The 20,546-nt window shown below is 40.2% G+C and carries 16 protein-coding genes and 1 pseudogene; 6 read left to right on the forward strand and 11 right to left on the reverse strand.

Annotation, left to right across the window (positions count from 1 at the left end; genetic code table 11):
• Positions 1 to 67: 67 nt before the first annotated feature.
• The 3 genes from AB8618_RS18240 to AB8618_RS18250 all read left to right on the forward strand — a co-directional run bounded on the left by AB8618_RS18240 (position 68) and on the right by AB8618_RS18250 (position 3,542).
• The gene (locus AB8618_RS18240) at positions 68 to 946 is read left to right on the forward strand and encodes a LysR family transcriptional regulator (RefSeq protein WP_409425626.1); all 879 of its coding nucleotides are present in this window, start codon (positions 68 to 70) and stop codon (positions 944 to 946) included.
• 119 nt (positions 947 to 1,065) lie between these two features.
• Positions 1,066 to 3,021 carry a hypothetical protein gene (locus AB8618_RS18245; RefSeq protein WP_413403507.1) on the forward strand — a complete coding sequence of 652 codons (1,956 nt, stop codon included), beginning with the start codon at positions 1,066 to 1,068 and terminating at the stop codon, positions 3,019 to 3,021.
• A 62-nt stretch (positions 3,022 to 3,083) separates the two neighbouring features.
• The gene (locus AB8618_RS18250; RefSeq protein ID WP_138605787.1) at positions 3,084 to 3,542 is read left to right on the forward strand and encodes a TlpA family protein disulfide reductase; all 459 of its coding nucleotides are present in this window, start codon (positions 3,084 to 3,086) and stop codon (positions 3,540 to 3,542) included.
• A gap of 40 nt (positions 3,543 to 3,582) precedes the next feature.
• On the opposite strand, the gene AB8618_RS18255 is transcribed toward AB8618_RS18250, so the two are convergent.
• Positions 3,583 to 4,893, reverse strand: a complete 1,311-nt coding sequence (locus tag AB8618_RS18255; protein WP_138605789.1) for a DASH family cryptochrome — start codon at positions 4,891 to 4,893, stop codon at positions 3,583 to 3,585.
• Between the two features lie 132 nt (positions 4,894 to 5,025).
• Complete coding sequence (locus AB8618_RS18260; RefSeq protein ID WP_418157369.1) at positions 5,026 to 6,759, reverse strand: DUF885 domain-containing protein; 1,734 nt, start codon at positions 6,757 to 6,759, stop codon at positions 5,026 to 5,028.
• 420 nt (positions 6,760 to 7,179) lie between these two features.
• Between AB8618_RS18260 and AB8618_RS18265 the strand changes: the two genes are divergently transcribed.
• Both AB8618_RS18265 and AB8618_RS18270 read left to right on the forward strand, forming a co-directional pair.
• Positions 7,180 to 7,683 carry a zf-TFIIB domain-containing protein gene (locus tag AB8618_RS18265; protein WP_413403511.1) on the forward strand — a complete coding sequence of 168 codons (504 nt, stop codon included), beginning with the start codon at positions 7,180 to 7,182 and terminating at the stop codon, positions 7,681 to 7,683.
• A gap of 99 nt (positions 7,684 to 7,782) precedes the next feature.
• On the forward strand, positions 7,783 to 8,541 hold the full coding sequence (locus AB8618_RS18270) for a hypothetical protein (RefSeq protein WP_413403513.1): 759 nt from the start codon (positions 7,783 to 7,785) through the stop codon (positions 8,539 to 8,541).
• Positions 8,542 to 8,866: 325 nt separating this feature from the next.
• Here AB8618_RS18270 and der read toward each other — a convergent pair whose 3' ends face one another.
• The 9 genes and pseudogenes from der to ndk form a co-directional block, all read right to left on the reverse strand.
• Entirely contained in the window at positions 8,867 to 10,336 is a 1,470-nt protein-coding gene (gene der, locus AB8618_RS18275) for a ribosome biogenesis GTPase Der (RefSeq protein ID WP_010389444.1), read from the reverse strand.
• 93 nt (positions 10,337 to 10,429) lie between these two features.
• Entirely contained in the window at positions 10,430 to 11,608 is a 1,179-nt protein-coding gene (gene bamB, locus AB8618_RS18280) for an outer membrane protein assembly factor BamB (RefSeq protein ID WP_413403515.1), read from the reverse strand.
• A 10-nt stretch (positions 11,609 to 11,618) separates the two neighbouring features.
• Complete coding sequence (locus tag AB8618_RS18285; protein WP_138605797.1) at positions 11,619 to 12,239, reverse strand: YfgM family protein; 621 nt, start codon at positions 12,237 to 12,239, stop codon at positions 11,619 to 11,621.
• Positions 12,240 to 12,283: 44 nt separating this feature from the next.
• Positions 12,284 to 13,564, reverse strand: a complete 1,281-nt coding sequence (gene hisS / locus AB8618_RS18290) for a histidine--tRNA ligase (RefSeq protein WP_413403517.1) — start codon at positions 13,562 to 13,564, stop codon at positions 12,284 to 12,286.
• A gap of 186 nt (positions 13,565 to 13,750) precedes the next feature.
• Positions 13,751 to 14,869 carry a flavodoxin-dependent (E)-4-hydroxy-3-methylbut-2-enyl-diphosphate synthase gene (gene ispG / locus AB8618_RS18295; protein WP_198522851.1) on the reverse strand — a complete coding sequence of 373 codons (1,119 nt, stop codon included), beginning with the start codon at positions 14,867 to 14,869 and terminating at the stop codon, positions 13,751 to 13,753.
• A 5-nt stretch (positions 14,870 to 14,874) separates the two neighbouring features.
• The gene (locus AB8618_RS18300) at positions 14,875 to 15,756 is read right to left on the reverse strand and encodes a RodZ domain-containing protein (RefSeq protein WP_413403519.1); all 882 of its coding nucleotides are present in this window, start codon (positions 15,754 to 15,756) and stop codon (positions 14,875 to 14,877) included.
• Between the two features lie 373 nt (positions 15,757 to 16,129).
• Positions 16,130 to 17,029, reverse strand: a pseudogene (gene pilW / locus AB8618_RS18305) (type IV pilus biogenesis/stability protein PilW); the annotation flags it as partial.
• A gap of 114 nt (positions 17,030 to 17,143) precedes the next feature.
• Positions 17,144 to 18,274 (reverse strand): bifunctional tRNA (adenosine(37)-C2)-methyltransferase TrmG/ribosomal RNA large subunit methyltransferase RlmN, encoded by a 1,131-nt coding sequence (locus tag AB8618_RS18310; protein ID WP_010389431.1) that lies wholly within the window; start codon positions 18,272 to 18,274, stop codon positions 17,144 to 17,146.
• A 184-nt stretch (positions 18,275 to 18,458) separates the two neighbouring features.
• Positions 18,459 to 18,890: a nucleoside-diphosphate kinase gene (gene ndk, locus AB8618_RS18315; protein WP_008111339.1), complete on the reverse strand. Its 432-nt coding sequence runs from the start codon at positions 18,888 to 18,890 to the stop codon at positions 18,459 to 18,461.
• A 271-nt stretch (positions 18,891 to 19,161) separates the two neighbouring features.
• On the opposite strand from ndk, the gene AB8618_RS18320 reads away from it, so the two are divergent.
• A complete protein-coding gene (locus AB8618_RS18320; protein WP_413403522.1) occupies positions 19,162 to 20,487 on the forward strand; it encodes a methyl-accepting chemotaxis protein in 1,326 nt (441 codons plus the stop codon).
• Positions 20,488 to 20,546 lie beyond the last annotated feature (59 nt).

Consider the following 20,546-nt stretch of genomic DNA (forward strand, 5'->3'; position numbering starts at 1 on the left):
TGGCAAACTAGATAACTAAATAAAAATAGATATAATGCATGTAAACGTTCTATAAAAGAGAACAATAATGAGCCGTTTAAATTATCATCACTTATATTATTTTTGGTCTGTTGCTCGCATTGGTAACTTAACCCAAGCCGCGAAAGAGCTGCATTTGTCACAGTCAGCGCTCTCTACGCAAATAAAACAATTAGAGCACACTATTAATATTGAGTTATTTGAACGTAAAGGCCGCACACTCGCATTAACCGATATGGGAAAACGGGTGCAAATGTACGCCAACGATATATTCACCAAAGGGGAGGAACTGTCTTCTTTTATTCATAAAGGGGTGATTTCGCAAACCCAGCATTTATCAATCGGAGTGCTCAATACGCTCTCTCGTAACTTTATCGAAGAGTTTATTAATCCCTTAATGAGCAATAACGAAGTTCGCTTTTCGCTGACTGCAGGGCGTATGGATGGTCTGTTAAATGGCTTAGCAGAGCATGAATTGGATTTAGTTTTAACTAATAAACCCATCGGGCTTGAGCACTACGATCAGCTTTGGCAAAGTCAGTTGGTATCTCGTCAGCCATTAGCTATAGTTGGCCCCGCTGATAAAAAAACACGTGGCCAATTTCCAACAGGTTACACGGATGCACAGTGGGTGTTACCCGCTAAAACTTCTGCTATTAGAGACTCATTTAATGCTTTGTGTGCTCGTTGGCAGTATCAGCCAAAAATAAAAGCAGAGGCTGATGATATGGCTATGCTGCGATTACTTGCCCGCGATAGTGGTGCACTATCGGTATTGCCATCAGTTGTAGTAAAGGATGAAATAGAACAAGGCCTACTAGTTGAATATCAGCGTTTACCCGATGCGTTTGAGCACTTCTATGCCATTACCGCGCAGCTCAAGTTTGTACCAGACATATTAAAGTCGCTGCTTGCCAAAACCTGCTAATTACTTTTAAAGTATGTTTTTGCGTAAATACTTTATTTTTAAATAATAAAAAAATAATTAAAGCTTTTAATTCGTTGGCCGATACCGTATTTATATTGTACTGCAGATTAAGGATAATCATGGTTAATAAACTACAAGGCAATTATACTAACTTAAATGCGTTGCTTGCCCAATCGGTCAATAATTCAAACCAAACCAGTATGCCCACAGGTTTGCAATCGCGTGCTCACTTAGCGCCAAGTTCGGCAACAATCACTGATGAAATGCTTAGTCAGTTTAGTGACCAACAAGTCGATGAAATACTTAATCAGCAATTATCCTCGTTACTCACGATTTCCAGTGCACCCAGTGGCTCAAATTATAAGCTCTCTAGTGAAGAGGTTGCACTACGTACGGTAATAAGCTCTCAGCAAGAGGGCTTATTAAAAAACGAACGTAGCGATCAGTTAATTGAGCGCTTAAATTCTTCGGTAAAAAATATCCAAGGTGCTTATGCCAACACTAGCGATATTTTATCAAACTTGGGGCAACTGGGATTTAATCAAAAAACATTTTTAGCATCTAGCCAACAGCGTGTTGAACGCTCACTTAATCCTTTCATGGAAAGCTTTAATCGCGAGCGATTTGAAGACGATGATAACTATGGGTTTGAGCTTTCGGTAAAAACCAAAGAAGGTGATGTTATCAATATCGCCTTTCATTCTGCGCAAGGTTATGATGAGGAAACAGGCGAAACCACTGACGAATTTAGCATAAGTTATGAAGTAGATGGCGACTTATCTGAGACTGAACACCAAGCATTAACGCAAGTACTTTCTGGTGTTGGTGAAATGGCGGATGAATTTTTTAAGGCTAAACAAAGCACTTACAGTCGTTACGTACCCGCAAACCAAGCTGATTTAGATTTAAGCTTTCTAAGCAATTTTGATAACAAAGAACTTTCGGGTTTTGATTTGTACTTTTCAACGTCAGAGGGAAATACTGGCGATGCTGATGGAGCGCTCCTTGGAATAGATAATGAGCTTAATTTAAGTTATACCCTTGATGAGGATTCTGAGCAGCAAATACTGGAGTTTGAATCGGTAAACGGACAAAACAATATTGATTTTTCGCTTGATATGTCAACCATTGGCGCTCAAGATAAAAGCCAAATGCAACAATACATAAAAGCGCTCGATAAAAGCTTAGAAGATAGCCAGCTCAATAGCTCTGAGAAAAGTACACGTTCGGCGTTTGGCCAAAAAAGTGATGAAGTAATGAAACAAGGGTTGGCTGTATTTAAAAGTGCGTTTAGTAGTATGTCATCAGCCGCTGAGCGCTACAGTGAAATTGAGTCGGTTGCTACAAAGCAGTTTACTAATGGACGCGAGCTTGTCGCTAATTTAGTTGACAACATGATCACCAAAGATCCACGCTACCAAGGACTAGGAAGTAGTAATAAAAATTCCTTAGGCGATGGTATTTCTAAGTTAGCTGATTTTGATGCAAAATTCTCTTTTGCAATGGATCAGGGGGATTACATAGCAACAAGCACCACAAAGCTGAGTCAAAATACAGAACACCAAAAATCAGCAGGGTTAACTGGGGTTACTCAAGATAAAACGGCGAGCACGCGTTTTAATTATGAAGAAGGTAACCGCTCTGACATCCCTCCTGATTATTATGACAAACAAGAAAATTACACTATTGGTACCGCTGTAAAAAATAACGAATTGGTTGCCCTTGATCAGGCTCATGAGGTGGATGTAGATAAAAAAGTGTATCAGTTTAATCCCGAAATATCTCAATACGAGCTAAAAAAAGAATTGAAAGAAACCACCACCAGTGAGAGTAATATTCGTCTTATTAATGATATTTGGCTCGAGAAAAATGAAGATAGTCATAGTATGGATGAAAGAAAACGACTCAGTGGTGTGGGGGCGTCGAACGAGTTTAGAACAACATCGAGTTATTCACATACGCAATTAGTAACGTTAATCGGTGATTTAGATAAATTAGAACAAAACAAAGAAGCCAAACGTGAGTACTTAGCCGTTTTATCACAAGTGGATGATTTTATGGATAAAAGCAAGTAACTTTTATTTACTTAAGCTCGATTGTGGGTATAGTAACTAAAACACTATTTAAGTATAAGATTATGTTTAAACAATTAATTTTACTTTTAATGTTGAGTTTACCACTGGCAGTGAATGCAACGCTCAAACCACACTCGGACGCTATGACTGCTAAGCGTTTATTAAGCGAGCACGATAAATTTGCTAAGCAATACCAAACATTTTCGCCCACACCGCAAGACGTTGTATTGATGCAAAAATTAGCAGGTAAAGAGGTGTTAGTGCTTTTAGGAACGTGGTGTCATGACAGTGCCCGTGAAGTCCCCCGATTAATAAAGTTACTCGATGAGTCTAAGGTTAAACTTTCGAAAATAACCTTTGTTACAGTCGGTTATGACAAACGTGATGAGGCAGGTATTGCCCTGGCGCATGACTTACAATATACCCCCACTTTTATTATTAAGCATAACGGGGTTGAAGTTAACCGCGTAGTAGAAAAACCCAGCGGCACTCTCGCCCAAGATTTAACCTTGGGCTTATAACGAGAGTCAGCTAGCCAGTATTATGTTTGAGGTTTTATTTTTACACTGGCCAATCAGCGGCGTCTAAGTCATCTAATTGTGCATCGCAGTGCTCATTTCCTTGCCACTTAGCAATGTATTCACCGTGCGGATCATATTGCTGGGTTTGTTTTTGCAAATTAAAGTGACGTCCGCCGCGCGGATCGACCCCAACTCCAGCAATATATTGCCAATTACCCCAATTCGACGCCACATCGTAATCGATTAACTGTTGCTCAAAGTAAGCCGCACCATAGCGCCAGTCTAGTTGTAGTTCGTTTACTAAACAACTAGCAACGATTTGTCTTGAGCGATTGCTAATAAAGCCTGTTGCATTTAGCTCTTTCATAATGGCATTAACTAACGGGTAAGGTGTACTGCCTTGGCACCATTTAGCAAAACGATTCGGGCTAAACGTGGTAAGTGGCGAGCTTTGTTTCTTACCTTTAAAGGTAAATAACTGATGCTTAACATTAATTGCATGCCACTTGAAATACTCACGCCAGAGCAATTCAAACTTGATCCAGTAAGTTGACTCGTTTGCTCCATACTGCGCTTCATAAGCATCTACAGCACAAAAAACTTGCTTGGCACTAATACAGCCAAAAGCCAGCCAACTACTAAATTTTGTTGAGTTATCAAAGCCATCCAGCTCATTGCGAGTGATTTTATAGCTACTCGGTAAAGCCGATGAAAAGTACTGCTGGCAGTGCTCAAGCGCAGCCTGATGCCCACCAAGTAATTGTGTATTCCCTGTTGCTGGCTTTTCTATCGGTTGTTTTGCGCAAAGTATAATAGGTGGAGGCAATCTTGCCGCTGAAAATGTATGTGTGGCTAAACTAATTTCTGCCGCTTCGATCTTTTTTCTAAAAGGTGTAAAGCCGGTTGGTAAATTAGCTAGTTCAAAGGGCAGTTGCTGTTGTTGATATAAAGTATCTTGCATCACAGATTTAAATACCACAGTCGTGCATTTTGACTTAAGAGCACTCATTTGGCGCTGTTCATATACACCTATTTGCTGGCTATATACAACTTCGTCAATGCTAAGCTCATTAATACGCTGTGTTAATACCTCAACTGGATCGCCTTCAATAATATGTAAGGTTTGGCCAAGCTCTAAAATAGACTCCTGTAGCTCATATAGGCTTTGCATTAAAAAGCGTTGTTTGTGGACACCATAGGGTTTTTGTTGATAGTTATTGCTTTTAAACCAAGCAGGGTTAATCACAAAGACCAGGTCCAACTCACATTGTTGTTGTGATAAATCATTGAGTATAGGGTTGTCGTCAATGCGCAAATCATTTTGCAGCCAATACAGAATACGCTTTTTCATACTTATGCTCTGGTTTTTTAAAATCATTTATTTTACGAAGCAAAAGCGAGCAGGGATTAGTTTTGAGGTGTTTAATAGGGCTTTAAAAAGAGGCGATAACAATACCGCCTCTCAATTTGTTTCCGTTGTATCTTAGATAGCTAATTTTTGCTGTGCTATCCAGTCGTTAATTACATCTTCAAGTACCGCCATAGGAAGTGAACCTTGACCAATAACGGTGTCGTGAAAGCTGCGTATATCAAATTGTGCGCCTAGCTGTTTTTCGGCTTTTGCACGCAGTTCGCGTATTTTAATTTCGCCCATTTTGTATGAGAGCGCTTGGCCTGGCCATGAAATATAGCGGTCTATTTGATCTTCCACGGCGCTTTGTGGCAAGGCGGTATGATCAGCCAAATAATCAATCGCCTTTTGGCGGCTCCAACCAAAAGCATGAATACCGGTATCAACCACTAAGCGCACTGCGCGCCACATTTCGTAGCCTAAACGGCCAAAATCGCTGTACGGGCTTTGGTAAAAGCCCGCTTCTTTACCTAAACGCTCTGTATAAAGTGCCCAGCCCTCGCCAAAAGCAGAGTGGCTCAGTGTGCGTCTAAACTCAGGAACGTCTAACTCCATCGCAATGGCGTTTTGTAAATGATGCCCAGGTATGGCTTCGTGTAGGCTAAGTGCTTCTAAATTATATAAAGGCTGCAGTTTTGGAGTTGAGGCTAAAAAGTAAGTACCAGGCGAGCGGTTATCAGCAGGTGGCATATAAAACGCCCCACGACTCGCTGAGCCTTTTATAGTAAAGGTGTTACGCGGTAAATGGCCAAAGTAAGTGGGGAGTTTGCCATACATTTTTTGCGTTATAAAAGCGGTCTTTTCTAATAAATCTTGGGCGTCTTTTGCGTAAAATTGCTCATCGGTTGCTAAAAATTTTAAAAAGTCGCTGTAGCTGCCTTCAAAACCAACGTTATCAATAATGGCTTGCATTTGTGCTTTAATGCGCGCCACTTCTTTTAGACCAAGTTCATGAATTTGTTTAGGAGTAGCATTAGTGGTGGTGTAGTAATTAACCGTGTACTTGTAATAATCAAGGCCACCTTTGATGCTTGCAATACCCGGCTGCGTTCTACAGTGCGGCATATATTCGTTTTCAAAAAAGTCGTAAAAGTGCTCGTAAGCAGGCACAACTTTTGAGGCAATTATTGTTTTAGCTTTATTTTGGTAAGTTTCTTTTTGCGCTGCAGTAAATGTATTAGGGATGCGAGTAAATGGCTCATATAAGGCGCTATTCTCAGGTTGTTTAACTATATGAGCGCTAATGCTTTGGCTATAATTTTCAAAGGTTTTACAATAATGAGTAAACCCTGTTTTAATACCTTGTTTCATTAAATCAATATTTTGCTGATTAAAGCGCGGGTAATCACCAAGGCTGATTAAAAATGCGTTGTAATCATCAGCGGTTAAAAAGGCCATGTTAGCCGGCGCTTCTGCAAAGTAAGTATGCCAGCCACTTAAAAAATTAACCGGAAAATACTTATCTTGATAAAGGTAGCTTTGTTGCTCTGTTTCTCGCTCATATTTAAATAAGCGGTAGTTCATTAGCTGCTCGTTGTTGAGTGTTTTTGGGTCAATGCTGGCTAAGCTTTTTAGTACGCTGTTGTTATAAGCTTGGCGCTTAGCAATGGCTTGCTCGCTCCAATTTGGTAATGTGCCGTTTGGTTTCCAACCGTCTGGATCGGTTCTAAAAAATATTTTTTCAGCTTTGGCGTTTTGCCAGTGATTATCAATAATGGTTTTTAAATCGCTGTTACTGTCGGCTAAGCTTGGCAGCGAGGTGGCTGCTAAGGCAATAGCTAAGATTGTTTTTTTAGCATGTTGAATTTCACTTTTTAAAATTTTAATTATTATTTATGTGCGCTGATTTTATGATAATAACAAGTTCACTCAATTAATGCGTTGGTTTTTAACAACAGCCTAGCTTATTGTTTTACTGGTGTTTAAAATAAAACATATTGGAGTAGCGATATTTAATAACGTATTTTGCTAATCGAACAGGTGAATAGCCAACACCCATATATTTATTGAGCTTTACTTGTTTAGCTTTGCAGGTTCAAAACCTGATTATGATGAAGAAAAATGGATTGGGATTATTCGCCACACGTGACAAAAAATGCCAGATGATGCACATGAGTTTGTATTGGCAGGTCACACTACATTGCTACCACCATTAATTGGCCTGATACACAAAGCATTAGAATAACTATTTAACTTTAGGTATTAAAATAAAAAGGATTTTTGAAAATGTTGTGCCCTCGTACAAATACACCATTGGAGCCTATATTAGTTGGCGGCATCACTGTTTATACATCGTTTTTAGGCGGCGTATTTTTTGATAACAGCCAAATTTTTAAATTTAGCTCGCCGGAGTTAAAGCATGGTCAGGTTTTACTTAAGTATTTGAGTAATTATGCCGAGGGTGAATATGATGTATCGCTACGAATTAATTGCCCAAAGTGCAAAAATGTTGTGATGATGCGCCGGTTTTTTTCACCGCTCAAAGTGGTTGAAATAGATGAGTGCCCAAGCTGTGCAGGAATATGGCTTGATAGTGGCGAATTAAGCAAAATACACGAAAACCATTTAACACCCAAAGAACGAAAACTGCTAGCCCATGAAATGGCCACCAATCATGGGTTTATAACTATTAAGCCGCCAAAATCAAAATATTACCCTAAAGCGCCTAAAAATGTTCAAGGCACCACTGTTGAACGGCTGGTGCAATTAGCATTACTTAACTTTGAGTAATAAATTAGTCTCGTTCGCTACATTAATTTTAAATTCGCAAGTGCTGCCAATTAAAGCATGACTTGCAAGAACAAATTCTAAAACCAAGGAAAGCTGAATATGAAGGACTATAAGCGTAAAGTAGCACTGCAATTTTTCTGTGTGCTACTGGCATGCTTTTTGACATCAGGCTGTGATTTTTTATTTGATAAAGCGCATGGTTATCGTGGGCCCATTGTTGTGACGATTGAAACAGAGGATGGCTCAGTGCCAGAGTATCCTTTTTTGATAAAGTCGGCCTATTCAGAGTCGTGTGGTCACAGTAGTTGTGGTATTGATTTTGGCTATAAATATTTTAAAACTGCCTATGCTAATAAGCCAATTACCTTCCCACGCGAGCGTTTGGATTTATTACAGCCCAATGCCTATGCATCGATTGAGTTTACGGTTACCCATCCTAATTATCACCAAGGCGGATTTCCGCGAGGCTTTGGGCCAACTGATGCTGATGATCCTATTCATATCACGTTTACCGTTAAGCCGTTTGCTGAACAAATGAATAAAGTAGCTGGGTGGGCGACTGGCCCTAAACAAGACATGCAAAACTTTACACCTGATAGCAGAGAATATAAAAAAGCAGACATTCGGTATCGCCAAGCGCGTTTTAATTTAGGAAAGACGATTAAAAGGCACATTACGGTGATCAAAACTTTTTACTTACCTCATTTTTCAAAACGTATGCAGCAACGGGTTATTGAAAAATATCAACCGATTTTTAGAGCCTGGTATTACGGCGTACCTGAAACGGATTGTTGGGATATGGTTGACTGTAGAAAGCAAATTTTAAAACCAAGGGAAACTGAATATGAAGGATTATAAGCGTACTTGTCTGCAATAATACTTAATTAATTTACTGGATAAAATCAGATGCTAACCGCGTTAAGAGTTTTTATCTACGACGGCATGGATGCAGGAGCAAATGCCGAGAAAAATTAAATAACCTGAACCTTTGGATAATAAACCTATCTCAGCCAGAGTTCAGCTTAAATAAGAAAATCGTGCCATGTTATCGAGATGGTTTTCTTACCTCAAAATAGCTCACGTAATTAAGTGAATTGGTGTAATTAGCATGACTTAATTTTGAATCATAAAAACGGCGTACTATAAAGTACGCCGTTTTATTAAACTGACTGAATTAAAGTCGTTATGATTTATTGCGGTTTTCTTTACTAAACGCGCGAATTTTACGTTTTTGCGACAGGGTTACTTTATTAGTACGCCCTGCAAATGGGTTATCACCTTCTCTAAATTCAATTTTGATTGGGGTGCCCATAATTTTAAGTGCTTTACGGTAGTAGTTCATTAAGTAGCGTTTGTAGCTATCAGGTAAGTCATGTACTTGGTTACCATGAATTACGATACGTGGCGGGTTATAGCCCCCGGCATGCGCATACTTAAGCTTAACACGACGTCCACGAACAAGTGGCGGCTGATGGTCGGCCTGTGCCATGTCCATAATACGACGCAACATAGCAGTACTAATCCGCTTAGTTGCCGACTCATACGCTTCGTCAACTGATTCAAATAAATGACCAACACCAGTACCATGCAGAGCAGAGATAAAGTGTAGGCGGGCAAAATCAATAAAGCCTAAACGACGATCAAGCTCAGTCTTAATACGGTCTTTAACGTAATTATCTAGACCATCCCACTTGTTCACGGCAATAACTAATGAGCGCCCTGAGTTAAGCGCAAAACCTAACAGGCTTAAGTCTTGATCAGAAATACCATCGCGGGCATCAACCACTAGTAACACGACGTTACAATCTTCGATTGCTTGTAGCGTTTTAATGACTGAGAATTTCTCAACCACGTCACTTACTTTTTTACGTTTACGCACACCAGCGGTATCGATAAGAATATATTCTTTGTCGTTACGGGTCATCGGAATGTAAATTGAGTCGCGGGTTGTACCTGGCATATCGTATACAATAACACGGTCTTCACCTAGTATACGGTTAGTAAGGGTTGACTTACCTACATTTGGACGACCAATAATTGCCAGCTTTACCGGCTTGTCGGCAAACGCTTGGTGATCGGTGTCATCTTCTTCACCTTCTTGATATAAGTCGATAAGTTCTTCATCGTCATCGGCTACATCTTCATCAAGAGCGGCAAGTTCAGCAATAACAGGCTGAAGAGTTTGCTCAAGCAGTAAAGTAATACCACGGCCATGTGCGGCAGCGATATGATGAACTTCACCAAGTGAAAGTTGATAAAACTCAGCACAATTTGAATCGGCATCAATGCCGTCTGTTTTATTGGCAACAACAAAACACTTTTTCTCTTGCTTACGTAAGTGATTAGCAATAGCTTGGTCAGCCACTGTCATGCCCACACGAGCATCAACTAAAAATAAAACAATATCCGCTTCTTCAATGGCTAGTAATGACTGATCAGCCATTTCGGTTTCGATACCTTCTTCTGAGCCATCAATACCGCCCGTATCTACCACGATAAATTCAAAGCCATCGTAATTTGCTTGGCCATATTTTCTATCACGCGTTAAGCCAGGAAAGTCGGCAACGAGTGCATCACGAGTACGTGTTAAACGGTTAAATAATGTGGATTTGCCCACATTGGGTCGCCCTACAAGAGCGATCACGGGAAGCATAAACTACCTCTTTAAAAAACAACAAAAGGCTTCGCAGTGCGAAGCCTTACAAAAAATAATTAACTATTAGTGCCTTACACTAATAGTAGACAGTTAGTTCGGTATTTTTACCGCGCTAACTTCACCATCGCGGGTGTATAAAATCAATTTATCGTCAGCGACAACGGGCTCAACAAAAAAACCTGAGCTGTCAAAGTCTTCACGAGATACTAGCTCGCCAGTTTCTTTATTTAACCAATGCAAATTGCCTTCTTGGTCACCTAACGCTAAATAATTACCGGCAACCGCTGGACCTGTTAAGTACCAGCCACGTAGAGCGGGTTGGCTCCAACGTTCAATGCCTGAATCTTTATCAAGTGCATAAACAACGCCGTTACTATCAACAACGTAAATTGTTTGCAAATCCATGCTAATTTCACGGTAGCTGCTGTATTCACGTTTCCATACAACATTACCTGAACGAATATCTACTGCTGATAAGTTACCATTGTATGCAATAGCGTAAGCAAATGGACCGCTAATGATCGGCTGCGTATCTACATCAACTAAACGTTCAAACTCTGATGCGCCTTTTGGCACTGCAATTTCTGCACTCCATGCCGAGTAGCCACTCTCAGAAATTAAAACACTTAACTTACCTGTTTCTAGGCCTAGTAACACACCACCGTTAGCCACAGTAGGTGAACTTTGACCGCGTAAAGTCAGCGGTGGCACTTCTTGCTCAAAGCTCCAGCGTTCTTCACCAGTATCTGGGTGAAGCGCAAGTAACTTACCTGAGGCTAAATTGACAAAGATTAAGCCATCGCCTGCAGCGGGTTTAGAGAGTGATTCGCCAGGTACTTTTTTACGCCAAACTTCTTTACCAGTCTCACGGTCAAGTGCAATTACATAACCATGTTCAGAGCCTAAATAGATTTTACCATAAGCTTGTAATATTCCGCCTGATAATTTTGCACTATCGTTATCGCTCCAAGGCCAAAACGATAAATCTTGGCGAATGTCGGTTTCCCATTGGGTATCGCCATTGGCAAGTGATAAGGCTTCTACTTGGCCTTCACGGCTAGCAACATACACTGTCTCTTTATAAACAGCAGGTGATAGGCGTGAAAAGTAATGCTCTACACCGTTACCAATAGATTCTTGCCATACCACATCAGTTTCAAACTGATTGGCTATTTCTGGAAGCACCAGTTCTTCTTCGTCATCACTTGAAGAACACCCCATTAGGGTTGCCATACATAGGGCAAGCGTTGCTGTTGTTATTTTTCTCATGCCTAAAACCTTATGCCGCTGGGCTAGTTACTGCTAGGTCATCTAACTTAATTTGTAAAAGAGGATTACTCGTTAATCCGCCGGCATCAACAGCAGCTTGGTAGGCTACGCGTGCTTGTTCTTTATTGCCTTGCTGAGTGTAAATGTCACCTTTTAATTCAGCCACATTTGCGTTAAATGCTTCAGGAAGAGGAGCATTTAACGTACTTAATGCATCATCGTATTGCTGCTGAGCAATTTGCACACGCGCTAAACGTGTTGTTGCAATGGCTTTAAGCTCTGCGTTATCAACGTTAGTTACGATCCAGCTTAACTTTTCATTTGCTACATCTAAGTTTTGGGCATCTACTGCTTCTTTTGCAGCAACAAATGCCGCTAGAGTTGCGTACTGAGTGTCTTTGTTTTCAGTGATAAATGCATCAGCAGATGCTAATACGCTGTCGCTTTCAACAAGCTTAGTGTATGCATCAGATGCTTGCTCTGCAGTCGTTATTTGATTTTGGTTGTATGCTTTCCAGCCATATAAACCACCTAAACCAACAATAACGCCTAACGCTAGTGAAAGGCCGTTTTCACGAAAAAAGCGTTTAATTGCTTCTGCTTGTTGTTCTTCTGTTGAATAAATTTCCATGCTTACCTCTGTTAAAGCGCTTCACTACTTACGCTTTATATAATTTAGCTATTAATTAGTTCTGCAAGTAACGTTTTAGCTTGTTCTAGTTCTAGTGTGACTTGTTCCTTACGCTCACGTAAGTATTTAATAGTCACAACGCCTTGCTCTAATTCATCTTCACCGATAATAATTGCGACGAGCGCATCGCTTTTATCAGCACGTTTGAGTTGTTTTTTAAAGTTACCAGCGCCAGCGTGCACCATAACCCGTAATCCAGGTACATCACGACGTAAGGTAGATGCAATTATAGGCGCTTGAATACTGGCTTTGTCGCCCATAGCTGCTAAATATACATCAGCACTACGGCGTATGTCACCTACACATTCAAGTGCTTGAAGTAGTAAAACCAAGCGCTCTAAACCCATCGCGAAACCTACCGCAGGGGTTGATTTACCGCCTAATTGCTCTACTAAGCCATCATAACGACCACCAGCACATACAGTACCTTGTGCACCTAAGCTGTCGGTTACCCATTCAAATACAGTGCGGTTGTAATAATCTAAGCCACGTACCAGCTTTTCATTAACCGTGTATTTGACGCCTGCGGCATCTAATCGTTCACATAAATTTTCAAAATGTTCTTTTGATTCAGCATCTAAATGTTCAGATAGCTTTGGTGCATCGACTAAGATTGCCTGAATATCTGGATTTTTAGTATCCAAAACGCGCAGTGGGTTAGAGTACATACGACGCTTAGAATCTTCATCTAGTATATCGGTATGTTGTTCTAAAAAGGCGATTAAGGCATCGCGGTACTGTGCACGTGCTTCGTTTGAACCTAATGAATTAAGTTCTAAACGCACATGGTCAGTAATGCCAAATGCTTCCCAAAGTTGCGCCGTGAGTAAAATAACTTCGGCGTCAATATCGGCGCTGGCAATACCAAAAGTCTCTAAACCAAACTGATGAAATTGACGGTAACGACCTTTTTGTGGGCGTTCATGGCGAAACATAGGGCCCATGTACCAAAGGCGTTGTTCTTGATTGTATAACAGGCCATTTTCGTTACCTGCACGGACACACACTGCAGTCCCTTCTGGGCGCAGAGTTAAATTGTCGCCGTTACGATCGGCAAAGGTGTACATTTCTTTTTCTACTATATCGGTTACTTCACCAATAGAGCGTTTAAATAGGTCGGTTGATTCTACAATTGGAAAACGAATTTCTTGATAACCAAACGATGATACGGTCTCGCGTAAAATGTGTTCTACTTTCTGCCAAACTTGCGTATCGCCTGGCAGGCAATCGTTCATACCGCGAACTGCCTGAATTTGTTTTGCCACTGATAAATCCTAAATCTGTTTATGTGCAGCTCTGGGCTGCAACCACGTAAAACTAAAAAATCGACCCTGCATTATAACCCTAACTATAAGGTAATTGCGAGCGCAGCGGGGCGTACGTAATTTATACTACGTTTGAATGCCGCGGCTAAAAAAGGTCAATTAAATACATAGTGCTGTAACAACGTATCACTCTACGATTTTTATATCGATTGGAGTTTGCTGTTGTTTCTGATCAATGAAATCACGTACATAGCCTTCAAGTTGATCAACAATATTATTGTTATCAATACGCGCTTTTTGGCGCTCGCCGTTAATGTATAAACCTGAGCGACGGTTTGCGCCGGCAAGGCCAATATCACTCACTAATGCTTCGCCTGGTCCGTTAACCACACAGCCAATGACTGACACTGAAACTGGCTCAATAATATCTTCTAAACGCTCTTCAAGCTGATTCATGGTGCTTACTACATCAAACTCTTGGCGCGAACAGCTAGGGCAAGCAATAAAATTAATGCCGCGAGAACGAATACGCAATGATTTTAATATATCAAAGCCTACTTTTATTTCTTGAACTGGATCCGCTGCTAGTGACACACGCAGCGTGTCACCAATACCTTCAGCTAATAACATGCCTAAACCAACGGCCGATTTAACTGAACCAGAGCGCATGCCGCCTGCTTCGGTAATACCTAAATGCAGTGGCTGGTCGATTTCTTTTGCAAGTAGACGATACGCGCCAACCGCTAAAAATACGTCTGATGCTTTCACTGAAATTTTAAATTGGTCAAAGTCTAAGCGACGTAATATATCTACATGACGCATAGCAGATTCAAGTAGAGCTTCAGGTGTTGGCTCGCCGTATTTTTCTTGTAGGTCGCGCTCAAGTGAGCCGCCATTTACGCCAATACGAATTGGAATGTTATGCTCACGGGCCGAATCAACAACGGCTCTAATACGTTCTTCACTGCCAATGTTTCCTGGGTTAATACGTAAACAATCAACACCATACTTTGCTACTTTTAATGCAATGCGGTAGTCAAAGTGAATATCAGCAACCAGCGGTATCGATACCTGCTCTTTAATGCTTTTAAATGCTTCAGCTGCATCCATAGTTGGAACGGATACACGTACTATGTCAGCACCGGCATCTTGAATCGCTTGAATTTGAGCTACAGTGGCATCAATGTCCATTGTGTCTGTGTTGGTCATTGACTGCACGGCAATTGGTGCACCATCACCAATTGGAACATTACCCACATTAATGCGGGTGGATTTTCTGCGTTTTATAGGAGATTCTGAAAACATAGCGACTACTCTGCTAAGGGTAATTTAAATTTAGCTAAACGGTTTTTAGGAAAAGCCGAAATATCAACTGGCTCACCATTTAGGGTAATACGAACAACATCGTGCTTGCCTAATACCACTGAAAAAGGCGCTACACCAGTTAAGGTCATTTCATAGCCTGCTTTTTTTACACCAAATGCAATTTTCTCATCGTTGGCATCGTGGATTTCAACCCAGCTTTCGTCATTAAACATCATAATAATGGTGCTTAAATCACTGCTTGTTGGTTCACTTTGGCTTTGTGCATCGTTAAGGGGCGCAGCCTGAATTGTTTGTTGTTCATTGATTACGGCTGGGTTTGCTTGTGGTGCAGGCTCAATATCATTTGATTGTGCTTCATCGACAGCTTCATTGGCCTCATCAGCGAGTCGTTTTGTATTTTCTTGTTGCACAGTGATGAATGAGTTACTCGCTTTTATAGTATTAGTTTGTTCATCAATAGGCGTTGCATTTTGCCACCACCATACGGCTGATGAGCCAATAACAATGGCTAAAATTAAGTAACTTACCGTCATTAGTCGACTGTCATGCGCTTCTTTTTCTGTACGCCTTGAAAAGCTTTGCATATCTACAGGCTTATCTGAAGCACTAAAGGCAGGCAACATCGCTAAAATAGCGCTGCTATCTATGTTTAGTGTGCGGCAATAATTTTTTATGTAGCCTTTAACAAATGTTTTTGCGCCCAGTAAATGATATTCATCATTTTCAATATGCTGAACTTGTAATTCAGTTAACTTTAATAACGAGGCAATATTAGCAAGGCTAATGTTTGCTTTTTCTCTATGTGTTTTTAGTATTTGACCTACAGAGGGTTCATCGCTCTGCGGTTGTGTATTATCTTCATTCATAATGTGTATCAGTTTGGATCCACTAGTAAAAGTTTAAGTTTTGGCTTAACAACCAGAGTAAGACTTCGTTTTTATTTTTTAGTATTTGTTAATTCTTGTTGCTAAGGCGCACTATAAAAAAGGCACTACATTTAATATTTTAAAAACTATACCGTGTTTTGATAAAGTTTATGTGTTTTTAAGTCCTTTAATACACCTTATTTGTAGCAGTTTAGCATTGTATCACACTGAAATGCTAAATTGCTTTCCCCTAAAACAAGCATTTGCACATCACCCTTTGTGCTTTATTTTAGTTTACAGTTAAAAGGAGTGTAATTATCTAGCGTATTTTTTTAGTTTGCTCATCTGACGCTTTGTCATTTGAAACCGATACTGGGCTTTTTTTACGAATAATTTTTATTTTCGGCTCAGCAATAATTTGATTGTTATTACTACTTTCTTGTAATTCATCTAGCTGGGCTTGGCGATATTTTTCACGTAGTACTTCAAATTCTGTTCGTCTTAACTGATTATCGCGAATGGCGTTAGCTTGCATACTACTTGGGTAGGTTTGTAGTAAGGTTGTCGCAATTTTTTCTGCTTCTTCAATTTTACCCATTCGTTGTTTAACCAAATAGCCAAGCAACAAAGCGCGAGAAGAAACTTGTGCGGTATCGTCATAACGTTTTATTAAGTTACTGGCTTTGTACAAGTCGCTTTTTGCATAATATAGAGCCGCTAAACTTATTAATGTAGATGCGCGTTGTGAGCTATGGTTTAGTGCTTGTTGAAAATAGCTCTCGGCGTTTGTGAAATCGTTAAATTCAATAGCGCACAGGGCCAAATTTTCATAGCTTTGCGCTACACGAATATAACTGGGTATTTCAATCGCTTTTAAAAACTGATCGGTGGCGCGATCATACTCATTAATACTGCACAAAAACGTGCCGTAGTTGTTTAAGGTGTTAGGGTCGTTTGGCTTGATAGCCAGTGCTTTTTGATAGGCTTTGTCGGCTAATCCGTTCTCGCCAACTTGTTGGTAATAGTATGCTAAAGAGTAGTGTACTTCAGGTAAGTTTGGGGCGTACTCGTTAGCACGTTCTAGATTATATTTAGCTTGAGAGTTATTGCCTGTATTTAAATACTGTAATGCCAATGCTATGCGCGTGCGAGCTGCACCATCGTTATTAATTTTATTCTCGAGGACCGGTTTATCGCTGCCGTTGTAACTATTTTCGGTAACACAACCGCTTATAAACAGTGTTGATAGTGCTAACGTAAGTAAAGATCGCATTACTTTGTCTCTTTATTTATATCCATAACCTCTATCTTACCTCAAAGCCTTTGTGTTGCATCATTTATTTAAAAATAAACGACATATCACAAAGGCTTTTGATTACTCAAAAAATTAGGCTTGATGAATATTCACTGCAATTGCATTGTCATCACGCATTTTCTTTTTCGCCATACGCTTCGTACGGTCTACAACATCGCCAGCTAGTTGACCACAGGCAGCGTCAATGTCATCTCCACGAGTACGGCGAACAATACAGGTAATCCCCGCAGCTTGTAATACTTTAGAGAAGCGATCAATTCGACTGTTGCTTGAACGAGTATATTCATTACCTGGGAATGGATTAAATGGAATAAGGTTTACCTTCGAAGGCGTTCCTTTTAACGTTTTAACCAGTTCATGAGCTTGATCGGTACTATCGTTAACGCCGTTAAGCATTACATATTCAATAGTCACATCTTTGTTGGCTTTTGAACCGTCAATGTAACGACGACACGCAGCTAAAAACTCTTCAATTGGGTATTTTTTATTGATCGGTACTAAAATATCACGCAGGGCGTTATCTGGGGCATGCAGTGAAATTGCCAGTGCTACGTCTATTTTTTCTTTCAATAAATCAAGGGCAGGTACCACACCTGAGGTGCTTAATGTAACGCGGCGTTTAGATAAACCAAAGCCCCAGTCGTCCATCATTAGTTCCATTGCCGGTACCACGTTTTTAACGTTAAGTAACGGCTCGCCCATACCCATCATCACTACGTTAGTGACAGGGCGCTTTTCGCTGTTGCCATCAAGGCCAATGTCTTTTGCTACACGCCATACTTGGCCGATAATTTCAGACACTTTTAAGTTACGGTTAAAGCCTTGTTGTGCCGTCGAGCAAAAAGTACATTCTAGTGCACAGCCCACTTGAGACGATACACATAGCGTGGCGCGATCTTTTTCTGGGATCCACACGGCTTCAACTTCTTGACCGCCTTCTAATACGAGTGCGTATTTAATGGTACCGTCGCTGGCTTGTTGGCGAACTGATATTTCTGGCGCTACAATTTCGCATTCATTTTTAAGCTTTTCTTTTAGCTTTTTGTTTACGTTACTCATTTCGTCGAAATTATCTACGCCAAAATGATAAATCCATTTCATCACCTGATCGCCACGAAATGGCTTTTCACCGAATGATACGAATAGCTCTCGCATTGCATCTCGGTTTAAATCTAATAAGTTAATCTTTTTTTGCTCGGTCATGTAACAACCTCAATCGGTGACGGTGGAGATAAAAATATACGAGAGCGAATTGTACACAATTCACCCAGTTTAATCATTAAGTAAAACATCAAAAGTGTGCTTACGAATACTTTACGTAATGACTAAAAAAGGGCTCGAAAGCCCTTTTCATACTTTGCATCACAGGGTTAGCTGTGAACTCGAATTAACGAGTACGTGGGCAAAGCTCTTCGTCAGCGAAGAAGTACGCGATTTCGCGAGCAGCAGATTCAACAGCATCAGAACCGTGAACCGCATTTTCGTCGATGCTATCAGCGTAGTCTGCACGTAAAGTACCAGCTAGTGCTTCAGCAGGGTTAGTAGCACCCATGATTTCACGGTTTTTAAGAACAGCGTTTTCGCCTTCAAGAACGGTAACCATTACTGGGCCAGAAGTCATGAAAGATACTAAAGCGCCAAAGAAAGGACGTTCGCTGTGTTCAGCGTAGAAACCTTCAGCTTTCTCTTGTGAAAGGTGAACCATTTTGGCTGCAACGATTTTAAGACCCGCAGTTTCGAAACGGTTGTAGATTGCGCCGATGTGGTTTTTAGCAACTGCATCAGGTTTTACGATTGAAAAAGTACGCTCTAAAGCCATCTTTGTGCTCCAATAATTTAAATAAAAGGTTGAATATTAACGGGCGCGAATTATACGCGTTTTAGTTAAAAAAACCTAATTTATTCTACTTTTCCAACTTTTTAAATTTGCTAACTGGTATTTATGAACTAAAAACAATGTTTTCACATTTATTATATGTTCATAAACATGAACTATACTTTTTTATCTAAATGGTGTGACTTTTGTTGAATATACACTTTTATATGGATCCAAATGCAGGTCGAGTACATGCAAAAATTAAGGTAAATATATGTTTTTTAACCAATCTTTAAAAAATCAAATTGCTGATTTACAAAGTAAGCTTTCTATAGGAGAGCAGGTTAAGCAAAGTTTAGATAGTGAGATGTTGGTATTGGAGCTTGATAAGCAAGGTGCAATATTAAGACAAAATAAAAACTTTGAACGGGAATTTAATTACTCAAGTAGCCAAATACTCAATAAAAATATTTTAGATTTTATTCCAGAAAATGCTAGAAATAACGCGGATTTCTATGCCTTTAAAAAAGCAATAAGTAAAGCAGAACATTTTGCTGGCGCTATTCAAGTATCCCATCAAAACGGACAACGAGATTGGTTACGCTGCATTTTACACCCGATAAAAAATGAACAAGGTCAGCTTGAGTATTTAACCCTGCATTGCACTGTGCTTACAAAAATAATTGAAAGCTCAAGAGAAAATGAAGATTTAATTAAAGCATTACACCGCTCTACAGCAGTGATTGAGTTTGATACCAAAGGTATAGTTCTGCGTGTTAATGACAACTTTTTAAAAGGGATGGGTTATTCAAAGCAAGAGGTTTTAGGTAAACACCATGGTATGTTTTGTACTGAACAAGAGGCAAGTAGTAAAGAGTACCAAGCCTTTTGGCAACGCCTGCGAAGTGGTGAGTTTATTGCCGGCAGGTTTAAACGTATTGATAAGCACGGTAATGAAGTGTGGTTAGAAGCGTCGTATAATCCGATTTTTAATGAAGCAAATGAGCTTTATAAAGTAGTTAAATTTGCTACTGTGATCACAGACCAAGTAGAAAAAGAACTGGCCACAGAACAAGCGGCGAATATTGCGCATGGCACTTCAATTGAAACTGATAATAACGCGGATAAAGGCGCAGAAGTGGTACAAAAAACCGCACAGGTTATGAACGAACTGTCGGTGCAAATGGAGCAAACAGCTCAAGAAATTTCAGCGTTAGATAAACAATCGCAACTGATAGCGAGCATAGTGCAAAGCATTAGCAGTATTGCTGACCAAACCAACTTGCTAGCACTTAATGCAGCTATTGAGGCTGCAAGAGCTGGTGAGCAAGGCCGCGGTTTCGCTGTAGTAGCAGATGAAGTCCGTTTGCTTGCTTCAAGAACCAGTAAAGCTACCGAAGAAATTGTGGATGTTGTACAGCAAAATCAAAACTTAACTCAAGCCACTGTTGCTGTAATAGAGCAAGGTAGAAATAAAGCGCAACAAGGACTCGAACTCTCGAAAGAATCTGGTGTTGTAATGAGTGACATTAAAAAAGGGGCACAACAAGTTGTTGATGCCGTTAGCCAGTTTTCTAATCAATTAAGTAGTAAAAAATAACTTAAATTTGCTGCTCTTCATTTTTAGCACAGAAGAGAAATTTTGATGATCTCGATCAA

This window comes from Pseudoalteromonas sp. RW-H-Ap-1, assembly GCF_048318575.1.
GTDB lineage: Bacteria > Pseudomonadota > Gammaproteobacteria > Enterobacterales > Alteromonadaceae > Pseudoalteromonas.